Here is a 17,611-nt window from a genome sequence, read left to right on the forward strand (position 1 = left end):
TACGACAGGGTCAGCAGGCTGCCGTTGCGGCCTTTCATCATTTCGCGGCCAGCTTTGGCCAGGGCCACGAAGCTGTAGGCGCTGATGTCGTGAGCGATGCGGAAACCTTCACGGGTGGTGGCTTCGGTGAAGTCGCCGTCCAGTTGGTCGCCCGGGGCGAAGCCGACGGAGTGCACGATGCAGTCCAGGCCGTCCCACTTCTTGCTCAGTTGTTCGAAGACCTTGGCGATTTCTTCATCGCTGGCCACGTCGCACGGGAAGCACAGCTCAGGGCTCGAACCCCAGCCTTGTGCGAATTCTTCGACGCGACCCTTGAGTTTGTCGTTCTGATAAGTGAAGGCAAGCTCAGCGCCCTCGCGATGCATGGCGGCAGCGATGCCGGATGCGATGGACAGCTTGCTGGCGACACCGACGATCAGTACGCGCTTACCGGCGAGAAAACCCATGTGTTGCTCCTCTTTCAGGTTATTGCGCAGTGGCTGGTGCCAGAAAAGCGGCTTCCAGCAACTGCTGTGTATACGGATGTTGGGGGGCGGCAAAAATACTTTGCGCGTCTCCCTGTTCGACCACTTGGCCATGCTTGACCACCATCAGCTGGTGGCTCAGCGCTTTGACGACAGCCAGGTCATGGCTGATGAACAAATACGTCAGGTTGTACTTGGCTTGCAGTGAGCGCAATAGCTCCACTACTTGCCGCTGCACCGTGCGGTCGAGCGCCGAAGTCGGCTCGTCCAGCAGGATCAGCGCCGGTTTCAGCACCAAGGCCCGGGCAATGGCGATTCGCTGCCGTTGCCCTCCGGAAAATTCGTGGGGGTAGCGGTGCCGGGTTTCCGGATCCAGACCTACCTCATTCAATGCCGCAATGATCGCCGCTTCCTGTTCGGTCGCGGTGCCCATCTTGTGTATCCGCAGGCCTTCGCCAACGATGTCATTGACGCACATGCGCGGGCTCAGGCTGCCAAACGGGTCCTGAAACACCACCTGCATCTCCCGCCGCAGCGGGCGAACCTCACTCTGCGTCAGGCAGTCTAGCTGCTTGCCTTCAAAGCGGATCGCGCCTTTGCTGCCGATCAGCCGCAAAATCGCCAGACCAAGGGTGGATTTGCCGGAACCGCTTTCGCCGACGATCCCCAGGGTCTGACCCTGCGGCAGGCTGAAATTGATGCCGTCCACTGCCTTGACGTAATCCACCGTGCGCTTGAGCAGGCCTTTCTTGATCGGGAACCAGACTTTGAGGTCCTCGACTTCGAGCAGCGGCGCGCCGATTTCATTGCTCGCCGGGCCGCCGCTGGGCTCCGCGCCGAGCAATTCCCGAGTGTACGGATGCTGCGGCGAACGGAACAGCTCTGCGCACGATGCCTGTTCGACGATGCAACCGCGCTGCATGACACATACGCGATGCGCAATTCTTCGCACCAGGTTCAAATCGTGACTGATCAGTAGCAGCGACATGCCCAATCGAGCCTGAAGATCCTTGAGCAAATCGAGGATTTTCAGCTGAACGGTCACGTCCAGCGCGGTGGTCGGTTCGTCGGCAATCAGCAATTCCGGCTCGTTGGCCAGGGCCATGGCGATCATCACGCGCTGGCGCTGGCCGCCGGACAGTTCATGGGGCAGGGCCTTGAGACGCTTGTGCGGCTCGGGAATGCCGACCATCTCCAGCAGCTCCAGCGTGCGCTTGGTGGCGACTTTGCCGCTCAGGCCCTTGTGGATGCCGAGCACTTCGTTGATCTGCTTTTCGATCGAATGCAGCGGATTGAGCGAGGTCATCGGCTCCTGAAAGATCATCGCGATGCGGTTGCCACGAATATGGCGGATGGTCTTCTCGCTCAAATCCAGCAGGTTCTGCCCGGCGTAATTGATGCTGCCGGCCGGATGCCGCGCCATGGGGTAGGGCAGCAGCCGCAGGATTGAATGCGCCGTGACCGATTTGCCCGAGCCCGATTCACCGACCAGCGCCAGGGTTTCGCCGCGCTTGATGTCGAAGCTCACGCCCTCGACCACGCGGTGGACGCGCTCGCCGAAACCGAATTCGACGGCGAGGTCGCGCACTTCGATCAGATTGTCCTGATTCATTTCACTTCCTCGGGTCGAAGGCATCGCGAGCGGACTCGCCGATAAACACCAGCAGGCTCAACATCAGCGCCAGCACGGCAAACGCGCTCATGCCCAGCCACGGCGCCTGCAAATTGGATTTGCCTTGCGCGACCAGTTCGCCCAGCGACGGACTGCCGGCCGGCAAGCCGAAGCCGAGGAAGTCCAGCGCGGTCAGGGTGCCGATGGCGCCGGTGAGGATGAACGGCATGAAGGTCATGGTCGAGACCATGGCGTTGGGCAGGATGTGGCGGAACATGATCGCGCCGTTCTGCATGCCCAGCGCGCGGGCGGCGCGCACGTATTCCAGATTGCGCCCGCGCAGGAACTCGGCGCGCACCACATCGACCAGGCTCATCCACGAGAACAGCAGCATGATGCCCAGCAGCCACCAGAAATTCGGCTGGACGAAACTGGCGAGGATGATCAACAGATACAGCACCGGCAGCCCCGACCAGATCTCGAGAAAACGCTGCCCGGCGAGATCGACCCAGCCGCCGTAGAACCCCTGTAGCGCTCCGGCAATCACGCCGATGATCGAACTCAGCACGGTCAGCGTCAGCGCAAACAACACGGAAATGCGGAAGCCGTAGATCACCCGCGCCAACACGTCGCGGCCCTGATCGTCGGTGCCCAGCAGGTTGTCCGCCGAGGGGGGCGCCGGGGCCGGGACTTTCAGGTCGTAGTTGATGCTCTGGTAGCTGTAGGGGATCGGTGCCCACAGAATCCACGCGTCCTTGGCCTTGAGCAGCTCACGGATGTACGGACTCTTGTAGTTGGCTTCCAGCGGGAATTCGCCGCCGAACGCGGTTTCCGGGTAGCGCTTGATCGCCGGGAAATACCAGTTGTTGTCGTAATGCACGACCAGCGGCTTGTCGTTGGCAATCAGCTCGGCGCCCAGACTCAGGCCGAACAGGATCAGAAACAGCCACAGCGACCACCAGCCACGCTTGTTGGCCTTGAACAGTTCGAAGCGCCGGCGGTTGAGAGGGGACAGGTTCATCTCAATGCTCCCGGCTGGCGAAGTCGATACGCGGATCGACAAAGGTGTAGGTCAGATCGCCGATCAGTTTCACCACCAGTCCGAGCAGGGTGAAGATGAACAGCGTGCCGAACACCACCGGGTAATCGCGATTGATCGCCGCTTCGAAACTCATCAGGCCGAGGCCATCGAGGGAGAAAATCACTTCCACCAGCAGCGAGCCGGTGAAGAAAATGCCGATGAACGCCGAAGGAAAACCGGCAATCACCAGCAGCATGGCGTTGCGGAACACGTGGCCGTAGAGCACGCGATGGCGGGTCAGGCCCTTGGCTTTGGCGGTGACCACGTACTGTTTGTTGATCTCGTCGAGAAAGCTATTCTTGGTCAACAGGGTCATGGTCGCGAAGTTGCCGATCACCAGCGCGGTGACTGGCAATGCCAGGTGCCAGAAGTAATCGAGAATCTTGCCGCCCAGGCTCAGCTCATCGAAGTTGTTCGAAGTCAGCCCGCGCAGGGGAAACCAGTCCAGATAACTGCCGCCGGCAAACACCACGATCAGCAGGATCGCAAACAGAAATGCCGGGATCGCATAGCCGACGATGATCGCCGAACTGGTCCAGACATCGAAGTGGCTGCCGTGCCGCGTGGCCTTGGCGATGCCCAGCGGGATCGACACCAGGTACATGATCAGCGTGCTCCACAGCCCCAGCGAGATCGACACCGGCATCTTTTCCTTGATCAGGTCGATGACCTTGGCGTCGCGGAAGAAACTGTCGCCGAAATCCAGCTGCGCGTAGTTCTTGACCATGATCCACAGGCGTTCCGGGGCCGATTTGTCGAACCCGTACATGTGCTCGATTTCCTTGATCAGGGCCGGATCCAGCCCCTGCGCGCCACGGTAGGACGAGCCGGCCACCGCGACCTCGGCACCGCCGCCGGCAATCCGGCTGGTGGCGCCTTCGAAGCCTTCGAGCTTGGCGATCATCTGCTCGACCGGCCCGCCGGGCGCGGCCTGGATGATCACGAAGTTGATCAGCAGAATGCCGAACAGGGTCGGGATGATCAGCAGCAGTCGCCGAAAGATATACGCCAGCATCTGATTACTCCGTGCCCGCAGGGTCGGCTTGCAGTTGGGTTTCGACTTCTACGGCAGGCTTGGCGTCAGGCTTGACCCACCAGGTGTTGATGCCGATGTCGTACTTGGGCGAGGTTTTCGGGTGGCCTATATGATTCCAGTAAGCCACGCGCCAGCTCTTGATGTGCCAGTTGGGCACCACGTAGTAGCCCCATTGCAGTACGCGATCCAGCGCGCGGGCGTGGGCCACCAGACTTTTGCGCGAGTCGGCGTTGATCAGGCTTTCCACCAGTTGGTCAACGGTCGGATCCTTCAGACCCATGCTGTTGCGGCTGCTCGGCTTGTCGGCGGCGGCGCTCATCCAGTATTCGCGCTGCTCGTTGCCCGGCGAGTTGGACTGCGGAAAGCTGCCGACCATCATGTCGAAATCCCGCGAGCGCACGCGGTTGATGTACTGCGAGACGTCGACGCGGCGGATCACCAGATCGATGCCGAGGTCGCTGAGGTTGCGCTTGAACGGCAGCAGCACGCGTTCGAATTCGGTCTGGGCGAGGAGGAATTCGATCACCACCGGTTTGCCGGTGGCGTCGACCATTTTGTCATCGACGATTTTCCAGCCGGCCTCTTGCAGCAGTTGATAGGCCTCGCGCTGCTGGGTGCGGATCATGCCGCTGGCGTCGGTCTTGGGATTTTCGAAGGCTTCGCTGAATACCTGAGCCGGCAGTTTGCTGCGGAACGGTTCGAGGATCTTCCGTTGCTCGGCGTCGGGCAGGCCGGTGGCGGCCATTTCCGAGTTCTCGAAGTAACTGCGGGTGCGCACGTAGGCGCCGTTGAACAATTGCTTGTTGGTCCATTCGAAATCGAACAGCAGCCCGAGAGCCTGACGCACGCGCACATCCTGGAACACCGGGCGGCGCAGGTTGAAGACGAAGCCCTGCATGCCGGTCGGGTTGCTGTTGGGGATCAGTTCCTTGATCAACCGGCCCTCGGTGACCGCCGGAACGTTATAGGCGCTGGCCCAGTTCTTCGCGGTCATTTCCAGCCAATAATCGAACTGCCCGGCCTTCAGCGCTTCGAGGGCGACGGTGTTGTCGCGGTAATAGTCGGTGGTCATCGTGTCGAAGTTGTAGAAGCCACGGTTGACCGGCAAGTCTTTGCCCCAGTAATCCTTGACCCGCTCGTAACGTACCGAACGGCCGGCCTTCACTTGGGTGACCTTGTACGGGCCGCTGCCCAGCGGGATTTCCAGGTTGCCCTTGTTGAAGTCGCGACTGGCCCACCAGTGTTTCGGCAGGACCGGCAACTGGCCGAGGATCAGCGGCAGCTCGCGGTTGTTGCTGTGCTTGAACTTGAACAAGACTTTCAACGGGTCTTCGGCAATGGCTTCGGCGACGTCGTTGTAATAGCCGCGAAACATCGGCGAACCTTCCTTGGTCAACGTCTCGAAGCTGAACACCACGTCTTCGGCGCGCACAGGGTGGCCGTCGTGGAAGCGTGCTTCCGGGCGCAGGTAGAAGCGCACCCAACTGTTGTCGTCGGCTTTTTCGATCTTGCTGGCAATCAGGCCGTACTCGGTGAACGGCTCGTCGAGGCTGTGTTTGGTCAGGGTGTCGTAGATCTGGCCGATGTCATCGGCCGGCACGCCTTTGTTGATGAACGGGTTGAGGCTGTCGAAGCCACCGAAGCCGGCCTGACGGAATACGCCGCCCTTGGGCGCATCAGGGTTCACGTAGTCGAAATGCTTGAAATCGGCCGGGTATTTCGGCGGCTCGTTGTACAGGGTCACGGCGTGTTGCGGGGCGGCCCAGGCCAGCCCGGCGAACAGCAAGCCGCCGGCCTGCACGAGCAGGGTGCGAACAGCGTTCATCGATCTTTCTCCGAAGACTTCAGCCACCATGCGCTCAGGCCCAGGGTGTAGGGCGGCGTGGTGACAAAGGCCAACCGGTTGCGGTAGGCCAGACGGTGATAATTGAGGTACCAGTTGGGAATGCTGTAGTGCTGCCAGAGCAGCACGCGGTCGAGCGCCTTGCCGGCGGCGATCTGCTCGTCGCGGGTGCGCGCGGCGAGCAATTGTTCGAGCAGGTGATCGACCACCGGATTGGCGATGCCTGCGTAATTCTTGCTGCCCTTGACGTTCACCTGGCTGGAGTGGAAGTACTGCCACTGCTCAAGGCCCGGGCTCAGGGTCTGGCCGAGGGTCATCGAGATCATGTCGAAATCGAATTGGTCGAGGCGCTGTTTGTACTGGGCGCGATCAACGGTACGCAGGCGCGCGTCGATGCCGATGCTGTTGAGATTCTCGATGTACGGCTGATAAAGCCGCTCCAGGCTCGGATTGACCAGCAGCAGTTCGAAACGCAGCGGCTGGCCGTCTTTGTCTTGCAGGCGCTGGCCGTGGAGCTTCCAACCGGCCTCGGCGAGCAGGGCGAGGGCTTTACGCATGGTCTCGCGCGGGATGCCACGGCCGTCGGTTTTCGGCAGGGTGAACGGCTCGGTGAACAGCCGGGCTGGCAACTGCTCCTTGTAAGGCTTGAGCATCAGCCATTCATGCCCGACCGGCAAACCCGAGGCGCTGAATTCACTGTTGGGATAGTAGCTGGTGGTGCGTTTATAGGCATCGCTGAACAGCGCGCGGTTGGTCCATTCGAAGTCGAACATCAGACCCAACGCTTCGCGCGTCCTGACATCGGCGAAGGTCGCGCGGCGGCTGTTCATGAACAGGCCTTGAGTCTGGGTCGGGATCTGATGCGGGATCTGCACCTTGATCACCTCGCCACGACGTACAGCAGGGAAGTTGTAGCCGTTGACCCAGTTCTTCGCCTGATGCTCGATGTAGATGTCGAACTCGCCGGCCTTGAACGCTTCGAAGGCGACATCGCTGTCGCGGTAGAACTCGACTTCCATGCGATCGAAATTGTACTTGCCGCGATTGACCGGTAAGTCCTTGCCCCAGTAATCCTTGACCCGCTCGAAAATCAGCTGCCGACCCGGCGTGACCGACGTGATGCGGTACGGCCCGCTACCCAGCGGCGGTTCGAAGGTGGTGGCTTTGAAGTCGCGGTCTTTCCAGTAATGCTGCGGCAGTACCGGCAATTCGCCCAGGCGCAGGATCAACAGCGGATTGCCCGAGCGCTTGAACACGAACCGAATGCGCTGCTTGTTGAGAATGTCGACTCGCAGCACTTCCTGCAGGGCCGTGCGATACAGCGGATGACCGTCCTTGAGCAGCGTTCGATAGGAGAACGCCACGTCGTAGGCGGTGACAGGCGCGCCGTCGTGAAAGCGCGCTTCGGGGCGCAAATTGAAGACGACCCAGCTGCGATCTTCGCTGTACTCCACCGATTGTGCGATCAAACCGTAGCTCGACGCCGGCTCGTCGCCGGACGGCGAATACTGTCCGGTACCGACCATCAGCGGCTCGTTGAGCTCGTTGATGCCGTACTGGAGAAAATTGGCGGTGGTGACCGGGCTGGTGCCCTTGAAGGTATACGGATTGACCGTATCGAAGGTGCCGAACGCCATCACCCGCAACGTACCGCCCTTGGGCGCTTGCGGGTTGACCCAGTCGAAGTGGGTAAATCTGGCCGGGTACTTGAGCGTGCCGAACTGCGCATAACCATGACTTTCGGTAATCGTCGCGCTTGCGGGTGAGCTCAAGGCCAGGCTGATCAGGAGCAGGGAGAGGGCACGCTTCAAGTCAGATCCGATCCAGCGGCTTGGGCTTTGTGGGCCGTACAGTAACAGCTTGTCTGGACAGGAAAAAGATGCGGGTTAAAGAGCCCCTCACCCTAACCCTCTCCCGGAGGGAGAGGGGACTGATCGTGGTGTCTGGGCGAATTGCACCGAGGTGCGATACCGAGTCGAACTCAGTTTCTGAAAAGCCCCCGATCGGCTCCCTTTCCCCCTCTCCCCCTTGGGGGCGGTCCGACGTTTCGGGAGGGCTGGGGTGAGGGGGATGGATCTAAAGCACACCAAAAACTTCATCCAAAAAAAGCCCCTGAATTCAGGGGCTCTTCTGTCAGTGCGGCTGATAAACCGTAAGCATCTGCCCCGGCTTCAACGCCTTGCCCGCACCCGGGTTCCAGCGCTTGAGATGTTGCATCTCAACGTTGAAGCGCTTCGCCACCACGTACAGAGTGTCGCCACGCTTGACCTTGTACCGGGTCTGCTGCTTGCTCTCGTCCTTGCCTTTGCTCTTGGTATTCGCCGCGACCACGGTGTTGACCCGGCCGGACTTGCGCGCCGGGGCACGCTTGGTGTTGTCCTGCATGACCAGGGTCTGGCCGACCTTGAGGTTCTTGCCGGTCAGCTTGTTCCAGCGCTGCAGATCCTTGACTTCGACCTTGTTGGCCTTGGCGATGGAGCCGAGGTTGTCGCCACGCTTGACCCGATAAGCACGTTTGAGCTGCGCCACTTCCGACGGATCGGCGCCTTCGAACACCGGTTTCAGCGAGCGCGGGCTGATCAGTTCGTCCGGGCGCATGGTCTGCAGACTGGCGGTCAGCAGTTGCGCCTTGGACGTCGGCACCAGCAAGTGCTGCGGACCGTCGATGGTGGTGCGCTGTTTGAACGCCGGATTGAGCTGGAACAGTTCGTCTTCATCGATGTTCGCCACCGCAGCGACCTTGGACAGGTCCATGCGCTGGTTGATTTCGACGACCTGGAAGTACGGCTCGTTGGCGATCGGATTGAGGTTGACGCCGTAGGCTTCCGGCGCCAGTACCACTTGCGACAGGGCCAGCAACTTCGGTACATAGGCCTGGGTTTCCGCCGGCAGCGGCAGGTTCCAGTAGTCGGTGGGCAGGCCGAGCTTTTCGTTGCGCTCAATCGCCCGGCTGACCGTACCTTCACCGGCGTTGTAGGCCGCCAGCGCCAGCAGCCAGTCGCCGTTGAACATGTCGTGCAGGCGGGTCAGGTAATCCATCGCTGCCGTGGTCGAAGCGGTGATGTCGCGACGGCCGTCGTAGAAACGCGTCTGGCGCAGGTTGAAGTAACGCCCGGTGGACGGAATGAACTGCCACAGGCCCACCGCATCGGCGCGGGAGTAGGCCATCGGGTTGTACGCGCTCTCGATCACTGGCAGCAGGGCCAGCTCCAGCGGCATGTTGCGCTCTTCGAGGCGCTCGACGATGTAATGAATGTAGAGACTGCCGCGTTCGCCGGCATTCTCGAGAAAAGAGGGATTACTGGCGAACCACAGGCGCTGTTGCTCGATGCGCGGATTGACGCCAAGGCCTTCCTGCAACTGGAAGCCCTGGCGCATGCGTTCCCAGATGTCCTGGGGCGCCACTGGAGTGGGCTTCTCGGTCAGCCAGATCGGCTTCTGCTTGGCTCGCGCAGCAATGTTCGGCGTGTGCGTCGCTTCAGTCTGCGGAGCGTGGCTGGAGCAACCCGCCAGCGTGGCGGACACAGCCACCGCGATGGCTTGCGCCAGGCGGGTCAAAGCATCTGAATTGACGGACTTACGTATGGATGACGACATTGGCTGGAAGTAAGTTCCGGGCAAAAATGTCGGGCGATTCTAGAAAGCGCACCCCCTGCGGTCAACCATTGAGAATTTTTGCCCCGGCCGGCGCGGTCGTCAGAACTTGTCTTTCCATGCCCGCAGAGCCGCAAATACCTCGCTCGGCTCCCGGTTTTGAGCGCCTTCCCGTTCGTCCACTTTTTGTGTAACCAATGTTTCAGAAGTGCGTAAAAACGGATTGGTAAGCTTTTCCAGAGCCAAAGTCGACGGCAATGTCATCACGCCGTTCTGCCGTTGCTGGGTGACCTTTTCCAGACGGGCGGCGACTTCCGGGTTGCCCGGCTCGACGGCGGCGGCAAATTTCAGATTGCTCAAGGTGTATTCATGGGTGCAGTAGACCAGCGTATCTTCCGGCAAGGCCGCAAGACGGCTGAGCGAGTGGTACATCTGCTCGGGTGTGCCTTCGAACAACCGGCCGCAACCGGCGGCGAACAGTGTGTCGCCGCAGAACAGCAGGCCATGGTGGTAATAGGCGATGTGCCCCAGGGTGTGACCGGGCACCGCATAGACGTCGAAGTCCCAGCCGAGCACGCTGACGCTGTCGTTGTCCTTGAGCGCTACGTCACGCGCCGGAATGCTTTCGCTGGCCGGGCCGTAGACCTTGGCGCCGGTCGCCGCTTTCAGGCGCTCGACACCGCCGACATGGTCATGGTGATGGTGAGTGATCAGAATATCGCTGAGCACCCAGCCCGGATGCGCATCGAGCCACGCCTGCACCGGGGCGGCGTCGCCCGGATCCACCACCGCACAGCGCTGGGTCTGATGATCCTGTAACAACCAGATGTAGTTGTCGGTGAACGCGGGCAGGGCACTGATCTGTATCATCGTCGGAATTCGCCAAGCGGAAAACATTGGCGCATCTTAGTAGTTCCTGGCGCGTTGGAGAATGACATGACCGATAAAGCGTTCGCTCAGGCCGATCCCGACTGGCTGGCATTGATCAGCGCCGCCCGCGAATGGCTGTCGGGGCCGCTCGGGCAATTTCTGCTGGATGAAGAGCGGCGCATGCTCGACGACGAGCTCGGCCGGTTCTTCGGCGGTTATCTGGTGCATTACGGCCCGTCCGCCGAAACCCCGCCGGCCGCGCCGCAAGTGCAGCGCAACGTGCGTCTTGGCGCGCCGTTGCCCGGGGTCGAGATCGTCTGCGAAGAGCAGGCCTGGCCGTTGAGCGAGCACGCCGCCGACGTGGTGGTGATGCAGCACGGCCTGGATTTCTGCCTGTCGCCCCACGGTTTGCTGCGTGAGGCGGCGAGCAGCGTGCGCCCCGGCGGGCATCTGCTGATCATCGGCATCAACCCCTGGAGCACTTGGGGGCTGCGGCATTTCTTCGCCAATGATGCCCTGCGCAAGGCGCGCTGCATCTCGCCGTCGCGGGTCGCCGACTGGCTCAATCTGCTGGGCTTCGCGCTGGAGAAACGCCGCTTCGGGTGCTATCGTCCGCCGCTCGCGTCGGCCAAGTGGCAGAACCGTCTGGCCGGCTGGGAACGCAAGGCCGGTGACTGGCAATTGTCCGGCGGTGGCTTCTATCTGCTGGTGGCGCGCAAGATCGTGGTGGGGCTCAGGCCGTTGCGCCAGGAACGCCGCGAGCCGATGGGCAAGCTGATTCCGCTGCCGATGGCCAAGGTCAACCGCCGCCGCATCGAACCGTAAATCTTCTTTTATTTGTGGCCGGGCTTGTCCCGGCCGCGGTCATTGTCGATCCGTGATTGGCAGGACAGGCATTTTTCTGGAAAGACTGGCATGAGCGAAAGCGTGGAAAGCGTCGACACCGTAGAACTGTTCACCGACGGTGCCTGCAAGGGCAACCCCGGCCCCGGCGGCTGGGGCGCGCTGCTGGTGTGCAAGGGCGTCGAAAAGGAACTGTGGGGCGGCGAGGCCAACACCACCAACAACCGCATGGAGCTGCTCGGCGCGATTCGTGGCCTCGAAGCGCTCAAGCGCCCCTGCGAAGTGCTGCTGGTCACCGACTCGCAATACGTGATGAAAGGCATCAACGAGTGGATGGCCAACTGGAAGAAGCGCGGCTGGAAGACTGCCGCGAAAGAGCCGGTAAAGAATGCCGACCTGTGGAAAGAGCTGGACGAGCAGGTCAATCGCCACAAAGTCACCTGGAAATGGGTGCGCGGGCACATTGGTCATCATGGTAACGAGCGGGCTGACCAACTGGCTAACCGTGGAGTGGATGAAGTTCGCGGTTACAAGCAGAGCTGATTTCGCTTCTGTGGCGTGACCGTTCGCGAGCAGGCTCGCTCCCACAGGGAAATGTATTCCAGGCCTTGAATTGGAATGCATTCAATGTGGGAGCGAGCCTGCTCGCGAAGGGCTCGCCACGGTCTGACTGAAACACCCCGCCGAGCGTGTTAACATCCGCGCCTTTGCCCGATTGACCCGTTGAGAGCTGAGCACTGATGGCCACCAGATCCGTTCTCGTCTTCTATCTACTTGTCAACCTTGTAGTCGAGTATTTTTGCGCAACAATGGTGCGCCTAAGTTTCTGATAATGTGGGGTATCGCATTCAGCTTGCATGATTCTTGTTGCAGATTCAGCAGTCTGTATGAGCCAAAAGTGTAAACGATGAGCGGTTTTGGATCTCCATCGTTTACATTTTCAAAAAAAGCATGCAAAACCTACTTCACTGCAGCCTCTGTCACTGTATTTAAGCTTTCCCGTCCTCCGAAAGATTCGTGCCGCCTCCCTCCTATGGCCTACCGCAATCCGGTGTAACCCATATGGTTACTGGGTTCCAGGTCATCCAAGGCGTCGTGTACTGGTTAAGGGGGGAGTAAAGGGGGGTTGTTGCCCAGGTAAGGGATATTGTAAAGGGGGCTGTCTAGTTAACGACCTACTCGCTGAGCGAGAGGGCGTGTTCAACGAATGCGCAACAGATGACGATGCTGGACTGGATCCGTGATCGTTGTATAGATCGATAGGCAAAAACCGTCCATAAGCAGTTCGAGACCCACAGCTACCCAGAGCAGAAAGCCGGTCCATCACGCAATGATGACTGGCTGTTGCTCCATGGTTACGGGGCATGCACAAGCTGCCCGCGACCCGGCAGCGGGCCTCGGGCAGCGGACCAACGTGAGGCTTACCTCGGTCTTAGTTTCGGGTGCCGACGACTGCAGCAGTGTTGGAGACTATTACTTCAACCCGCCGGTTCAACTGCCGCCCATGGCTGCTGTTGTTATCGGCAATTGGATACAGTCTGCAAGCGCAAATTGCACCCCACTTAACGGCTGGCAAAATAAGGTGTTTAATATAACTATTCCGGCAATGGTAATTCCGCGTGACGCACCTATTGGCACAACTTTATTTTCGCAAACCTTAAACTTCCCAAGTCAAGCTGTTCTCACAAGCTGTCCTAAAGGGGTACATGACGTGTACGCGCCATTTAATAATGGTTGGGTTCCGGATAGTTCAGGAGTGGCGCCAACTAACGTGCCTGGTATAGGTATTAGGATTGCAGATATTTCTAATGCGCAAGTAATATCTTACTATCGTCCTGCTAGTAATGGTGGGGCGTCCAGAAGTATTTATACATTTGACGAACAGGACAGGTATAATTGGACTGCTGATGGTTTTTCTATTCAGCTATTAAAAACTGGTCCAACATCAACAGGTTCGTTGCGTACGGGAACCGTTGCGGGTCTCTTATTGAAAAACCTGTATTGGATGACTGCGATACAGATCGCTAATGGCGGGAGCTTCTCTACGTCGGGATGCACAGTCAACACCAAATCACTCACCGTGCCGCTAGGAAGTGTCAAACGTAGCGAGTTTAGTGGAGTGGGCAGTACCACTAAAATTAGTAACTTTAATATTTTTGTTGATTGTAGCGAGTCTACCAAAATCAACATGACCTTGAACGCCACAGCTGATAGTTCCAATGCTCCTGGCGTCATTGCAATAGATCCATCCGTCGGGGGCACCACTGCCAAAGGTGTTGGCATTCAGTTGCTGCGTTTAGCAATCCGGTGGTTATAGGGTCGCCTTTTAATGTTGCGAGGACAACTGCCAATGGTGCCAGCTACATTGAGTTGGCAGCGCGTTATTATCAGACAGAAAGTGCTATTACCGCGGGGCTGGCTAATGCTACTGCAACCTTTGCTCTCACATACAACTAAAGCTCGTGCTTAGGTGGAAACTTTATGTTGTGGAAATTATGAGACAATTATCATGGTACTTGCAAAGTAGGTGAAGTGATCGACTAACCTTACGTTTTGTTGGGATCTAGGGCAATGCTGGAGTTCATGCCGAGCACTACCACGGTAGCAAACTTTGAAGTATTTTCCGCTGGGGGCTTGTGGCAGGCACCTAAGGAAATTCTGAAGCAGATTTCCTGATATTGGCAAAGTACCCCTATTTCACCCCTTAGAGTTTCTGATGAAGCAGATGACCTTCGCCGAGGCCGAGGCCGAGTACGTCGGCAAGCGCAAGCAGACCCGCAAAGAGTCTTTCCTGATCGAGATAGATCGGATAATGCCGTGGAAGGGTCTGATTGCCTTGCTCGATCCGTATTTTCCCACGCGTGAAGCCGGTCGTCGGGCCTATACACTGATGGAGATGCTGCGGATTCATCTGATTCAGAACTGGTTCAGCTACAATGAACCTGCAATAGAGGGCGCGCTGTTCGAGACCACCATCCTACGGCAGTTCTCCGGGCTCAGCTTGGAGCGCATCTCCGATGAAACCACCATCTTCAACTTCCGTCGTCTGATAGAGAAACACTAAATGACAGCCAGTACCCTGGCTATGATCAATGGTTACCTGACGAGCACCGTCAGTAGATGGACACCGCATTGGCCAAGAATATCGACCAGGCTTGCGAACTGCTTTCGAGTCATTACCAGACCACCACTGATTCGGTGCTCAAGCACGCCTTACTAATTCAGGCCTGACCAACGAGCGGCGAGATCATCTCAATGGTCGCCGGAATCTGTGTTAGTCCGATTGTGGCCTGATTCAGCAGCCACTCATAGATCGAGCCGGTCTTGCCGCTGAGCAAACGATGAAAACGGCCAATGCCAACCGACATCGGCTGAGGTATACGTGACCCGCCTTGGACTCAGTCGCTGGTTTTAATCCGCGGCACCACCGACATTCCGACCCGCAGGTTCGCCGCCGCCGGCTGATCGGGTTCAAGTCGGATGCGCACCGGCAGACGCTGGACGATCTTGGTAAAATTGCCCGTGGCGTTGTGTGGCGCGATCGCGGAATAGCTGGCGCCACTGGCCGGGCCAAGGGATTCCACGGTGCCTGTGAGCGTATCGCCCGGCAGCGCGTCGACCCGAATCTCAACGGGCTGGCCGGTTTTGACCCGCGCAAGCTGAGTCTCGCGAAAATTGGCGGTGATGTAGACGGCATCCAGCGGCACGATTGCAAGCAGGGGTTTTCCGGCGCTGACGAACGCGCCGACACGCACCGATTTCTGTCCAATCGTGCCGCTGACCGGTGCGGTGATGCGCGTGTAGGAGAGCTTCAATTCGGCGCTGGCCTGTGAAGTTTGGGCATGCGCCAAGGCCGCTTGGGCTTTTTCCAGATCAGCATCAAGAATTGCAACCTGTTGGCGAGCGGCTTGCAGGCTCGCCTGGCTCTTTTGCCCCTTCGCCACTTGAATGCCCAGCTGCGCCTCGGCCTGCTGCTGAGCCTGCACGGTGCCCGACCCATCGGTGGCGAGGTTGCGGTAGCGCGCGTGATTAGCCTTGGCTAATTTCAGTGCCGCGTCGTCCGCCGCGACGCCTGCCTTGGCCTGGCGTATTGCGTTTTTCTGTTGGGCCAGATGCGCTTCAAGGCTGATAATTCCGGCCCGCGCGCTGGCTACCTGGGCCTTTGCTGCATTCAGGACGACCACGAAGTCACGGTCGTCGATCACTGCAAGCAGGTCGCCTTTGGTGACGGGCTGGTTGTCCTCGACCAGCACTTGGTCAATGGTGCCCGAGACTTTCGGCGCCAACGTAGTGAAATCGGCGTGAACATAAGCGTTGTCGGTGGTTTGCACTGAAGCGCTGGATTCGGGGCGATTGAAGTAGACGACAGCGCCAATCGCCACGGCGATGAGCAGCACCATACTGGTGAGTTTGGCTTGCTTTGGTAAGGCCATGGTGGGTTACTCAAGTAGTCAGGTTGTCTGGACAGAAGAAGGAGCGGCGGTGCGCGGGACAGGTGCGGGGATATAAGTCAGGAGCAGCACCAGAGGCACCAACAGGATCGCCAGAATTCCCAGCGCGCGATAAGCATCGGCAATCGACAGCACTAGCGATTGCTCGCCGACGATGCGCATCAGTGCGGCGGGCTCTGGCGCAAATGCGAAGGTATTGCCGGCCAGTGCGGCCTGGTCAAGCAGCATCTCCGCATGAAAGTGACTGCGCACTGTCGTGAGTTGGCCGACCAGCGCGGCGCCGATCAGCGAACCCAGCGCGCGCAGGGTGTTGATGGTGCCCGACACGAAAGGCCCTTCCGGGGGTTGCACGACACTAGTGATCAGAAACAGCATCGAGACCACCGCCATGGGCTGGCCGATCGCCTGCAGCGTCTGCACTAAGACGAATTGGTCGCGGTTCCAGTCCGAGGTCACTTGCGCGCCGTACCCGCAGGCTAGCGCAATGATCAGCAGGCCCAGTGCGAACACGAGTCGCGCGTCGATCCATTTCTGATACAGCAGTAACGCCACCACACCGCCGAGAAACAATTGCGGCAGCGCGACGATCATGCCGATAGAGGCCATCTGCAACGGCCGGTAATGCTGCATCGGGCCCAGATGACTCAGCGGCAACGCCGAACTGGACATCAGCACCACAAGCAGGCACACGAATAGCAGGCAGCCCAGCCCCAGATTGCGCCGACCGAGGATCTGCAATTTGATGAAGGGCGCCGGGTGATACCATTCGGTGAGCAGGTAAACGGCCAGCAGCGCCAGCCCTGCCACCAGGGCTACGCTGATCAACGGTGAGTTCAGCCAGTTCAGCCGCACGCCTTGATCCAAGGCGAGGGCAATCAGTCCGAGCGCCGGCACCCCGCACGCCATGCCGCACCAATTGGCCTGGCGAAAACGCGCCGACTGGATCGGCTCTTTCGGCAAGCCCCAGCCGATCAGCACGGCGGCAATGGCGGCAACCGGAATGATCTGCCAATAGAGCCAGCGCCAGTCGAAAAGGCTATCGGTCCATTGCCCGGCCAGCCAGATGGACAGATTAGGAGCGAAGGTCGCCGTCATCGCATACATTGCCAGCCCATACAGGCGTATCGGCGGAGGCAGGAATTTCAGCGCCGCCATCATCAACAACGGAATCGTCGTGCCAGCCGCGATGCCTTGGGCAAATCGCAGGATCAGCAGCAACGCCAAGTCATTGATGAAAGGCATGATCAACGCCAGCACAACGCAGGTGCCCAGCATCCAAAGCTCGAAACGGCGCAGCGAGAGAGTTATGGCGAACCAGGCGGCGAATGGCATGGCAATCAGCTCGCCGGCGCTGTAGACGGTGGTAAGCCAGGAGGCGTCATCGAATCCGAAACCGAGCGCGCCGCGTACATCGGCCAGCGCCAGGGCGCCGACCCGAATGTTCAGTCCCGCCATCATCGCCGCGAAGAAGGCCCCCATCAGCCCGATCAGCGGGCGTATCGAAGTCTTGGCCGTCGATACCGCGCTGTTCGCCGCGGCTGGGGGCGACGACGTGGTGCTGCTCATTGGCCAGCCCCTGCGCCTGAAATACCTTGTGACAACGTGGCAACCGGTTTACCGAATATATCCGGGTTCCAGCCGCCGCCCAGGGACTTGTAGAGATTGACTAGGGTCAGCGTGGCTTCGGTCGAACTGGCGTTCAAGCGAGTCTGGCTGGACAGCACGTTGAGTTGCGCGGTCAGGACACTCAGGTAGTCCGTCGCTCCTTGCTGGTAACCGCGCTCGGCAGCGTTCAAGGCCTGTTTGTTCTGATCAAA

General features: G+C 59.4%; 13 protein-coding genes and 2 pseudogenes. 4 read left to right on the forward strand and 11 right to left on the reverse strand.

Features of this window, described 5'->3' with window-relative positions; translation table 11 throughout:
• The 8 genes and pseudogenes from fabI to gloB all read right to left on the reverse strand — a co-directional run.
• Positions 1 to 446 (reverse strand): annotated as a pseudogene (gene fabI / locus OQK_RS31550) (enoyl-ACP reductase FabI); the annotation flags it as partial.
• 19 nt (positions 447 to 465) lie between these two features.
• Positions 466 to 2,076: an ABC transporter ATP-binding protein gene (locus tag OQK_RS21205; RefSeq protein ID WP_016774152.1), complete on the reverse strand. Its 1,611-nt coding sequence runs from the start codon at positions 2,074 to 2,076 to the stop codon at positions 466 to 468.
• A gap of 1 nt (position 2,077) precedes the next feature.
• Positions 2,078 to 3,097 carry an ABC transporter permease gene (locus tag OQK_RS21210; RefSeq protein WP_016774153.1) on the reverse strand — a complete coding sequence of 340 codons (1,020 nt, stop codon included), beginning with the start codon at positions 3,095 to 3,097 and terminating at the stop codon, positions 2,078 to 2,080.
• A gap of 1 nt (position 3,098) precedes the next feature.
• Complete coding sequence (locus tag OQK_RS21215) at positions 3,099 to 4,172, reverse strand: microcin C ABC transporter permease YejB (RefSeq protein WP_016774154.1); 1,074 nt, start codon at positions 4,170 to 4,172, stop codon at positions 3,099 to 3,101.
• 4 nt (positions 4,173 to 4,176) lie between these two features.
• On the reverse strand, positions 4,177 to 6,018 hold the full coding sequence (locus OQK_RS21220; protein ID WP_016774155.1) for an extracellular solute-binding protein: 1,842 nt from the start codon (positions 6,016 to 6,018) through the stop codon (positions 4,177 to 4,179).
• Positions 6,015 to 7,847, reverse strand: a complete 1,833-nt coding sequence (locus OQK_RS21225; RefSeq protein ID WP_016774156.1) for an extracellular solute-binding protein — start codon at positions 7,845 to 7,847, stop codon at positions 6,015 to 6,017. The genes OQK_RS21220 and OQK_RS21225 overlap by 4 nt, the downstream gene beginning before the upstream one ends.
• A gap of 322 nt (positions 7,848 to 8,169) precedes the next feature.
• Entirely contained in the window at positions 8,170 to 9,633 is a 1,464-nt protein-coding gene (locus tag OQK_RS21230) for a transglycosylase SLT domain-containing protein (RefSeq protein WP_016774157.1), read from the reverse strand.
• A gap of 99 nt (positions 9,634 to 9,732) precedes the next feature.
• Complete coding sequence (gloB, locus tag OQK_RS21235) at positions 9,733 to 10,500, reverse strand: hydroxyacylglutathione hydrolase (protein WP_038862030.1); 768 nt, start codon at positions 10,498 to 10,500, stop codon at positions 9,733 to 9,735.
• A 66-nt stretch (positions 10,501 to 10,566) separates the two neighbouring features.
• Here gloB and OQK_RS21240 point away from each other — a divergent pair, with 66 nt between their 5' ends.
• The 4 genes and pseudogenes from OQK_RS21240 to OQK_RS21250 all read left to right on the forward strand — a co-directional run.
• Complete coding sequence (locus OQK_RS21240) at positions 10,567 to 11,325, forward strand: class I SAM-dependent methyltransferase (RefSeq protein WP_016774159.1); 759 nt, start codon at positions 10,567 to 10,569, stop codon at positions 11,323 to 11,325.
• A gap of 90 nt (positions 11,326 to 11,415) precedes the next feature.
• Positions 11,416 to 11,886: a ribonuclease HI gene (rnhA, locus tag OQK_RS21245; protein WP_007910572.1), complete on the forward strand. Its 471-nt coding sequence runs from the start codon at positions 11,416 to 11,418 to the stop codon at positions 11,884 to 11,886.
• Positions 11,887 to 12,694: 808 nt separating this feature from the next.
• Positions 12,695 to 13,660, forward strand: a complete 966-nt coding sequence (locus OQK_RS30130; protein WP_157221921.1) for a fimbrial protein — start codon at positions 12,695 to 12,697, stop codon at positions 13,658 to 13,660.
• Positions 13,661 to 14,059: 399 nt separating this feature from the next.
• A pseudogene (locus tag OQK_RS21250) lies at positions 14,060 to 14,404 on the forward strand (IS5/IS1182 family transposase); the annotation flags it as partial.
• A gap of 337 nt (positions 14,405 to 14,741) precedes the next feature.
• Here OQK_RS21250 and OQK_RS21255 read toward each other — a convergent pair.
• The 3 genes from OQK_RS21255 to OQK_RS21265 all read right to left on the reverse strand — a co-directional run.
• Entirely contained in the window at positions 14,742 to 15,743 is a 1,002-nt protein-coding gene (locus OQK_RS21255) for an HlyD family secretion protein (RefSeq protein WP_443216337.1), read from the reverse strand.
• A 51-nt stretch (positions 15,744 to 15,794) separates the two neighbouring features.
• Positions 15,795 to 17,360 carry an MFS transporter gene (locus OQK_RS21260; protein ID WP_016774164.1) on the reverse strand — a complete coding sequence of 522 codons (1,566 nt, stop codon included), beginning with the start codon at positions 17,358 to 17,360 and terminating at the stop codon, positions 15,795 to 15,797.
• A partial coding sequence (locus tag OQK_RS21265) for a TolC family protein (RefSeq protein ID WP_038861510.1) occupies positions 17,357 to 17,611 on the reverse strand: 255 nt, incomplete at its 5' end. The genes OQK_RS21260 and OQK_RS21265, both read right to left, overlap by 4 nt.

The organism is Pseudomonas sp. R62 (assembly GCF_000257605.1).
Lineage (GTDB): Bacteria > Pseudomonadota > Gammaproteobacteria > Pseudomonadales > Pseudomonadaceae > Aquipseudomonas > Aquipseudomonas atacamensis.

Coding starts and splice junctions, on each gene's coding strand:
- OQK_RS21220 (WP_016774155.1), bottom strand. CDS start 6,018: ATGAACGCTGTTCGCACCCTGCTCGTGCAGGCCGGCGGCTTGCTGTTC.
- OQK_RS21255 (WP_443216337.1), bottom strand. CDS start 15,743: ATGGTGCTGCTCATCGCCGTGGCGATTGGCGCTGTCGTCTACTTCAAT.
- OQK_RS21215 (WP_016774154.1), bottom strand. CDS start 4,172: ATGCTGGCGTATATCTTTCGGCGACTGCTGCTGATCATCCCGACCCTG.
- gloB (WP_038862030.1), bottom strand. CDS start 10,500: ATGATACAGATCAGTGCCCTGCCCGCGTTCACCGACAACTACATCTGG.
- OQK_RS21230 (WP_016774157.1), bottom strand. CDS start 9,633: ATGTCGTCATCCATACGTAAGTCCGTCAATTCAGATGCTTTGACCCGC.
- OQK_RS30130 (WP_157221921.1), top strand. CDS start 12,695: ATGGTTACGGGGCATGCACAAGCTGCCCGCGACCCGGCAGCGGGCCTC.
- OQK_RS21260 (WP_016774164.1), bottom strand. CDS start 17,360: ATGAGCAGCACCACGTCGTCGCCCCCAGCCGCGGCGAACAGCGCGGTA.
- OQK_RS21205 (WP_016774152.1), bottom strand. CDS start 2,076: ATGAATCAGGACAATCTGATCGAAGTGCGCGACCTCGCCGTCGAATTC.
- OQK_RS21240 (WP_016774159.1), top strand. CDS start 10,567: ATGACCGATAAAGCGTTCGCTCAGGCCGATCCCGACTGGCTGGCATTG.
- OQK_RS21210 (WP_016774153.1), bottom strand. CDS start 3,097: ATGAACCTGTCCCCTCTCAACCGCCGGCGCTTCGAACTGTTCAAGGCC.
- rnhA (WP_007910572.1), top strand. CDS start 11,416: ATGAGCGAAAGCGTGGAAAGCGTCGACACCGTAGAACTGTTCACCGAC.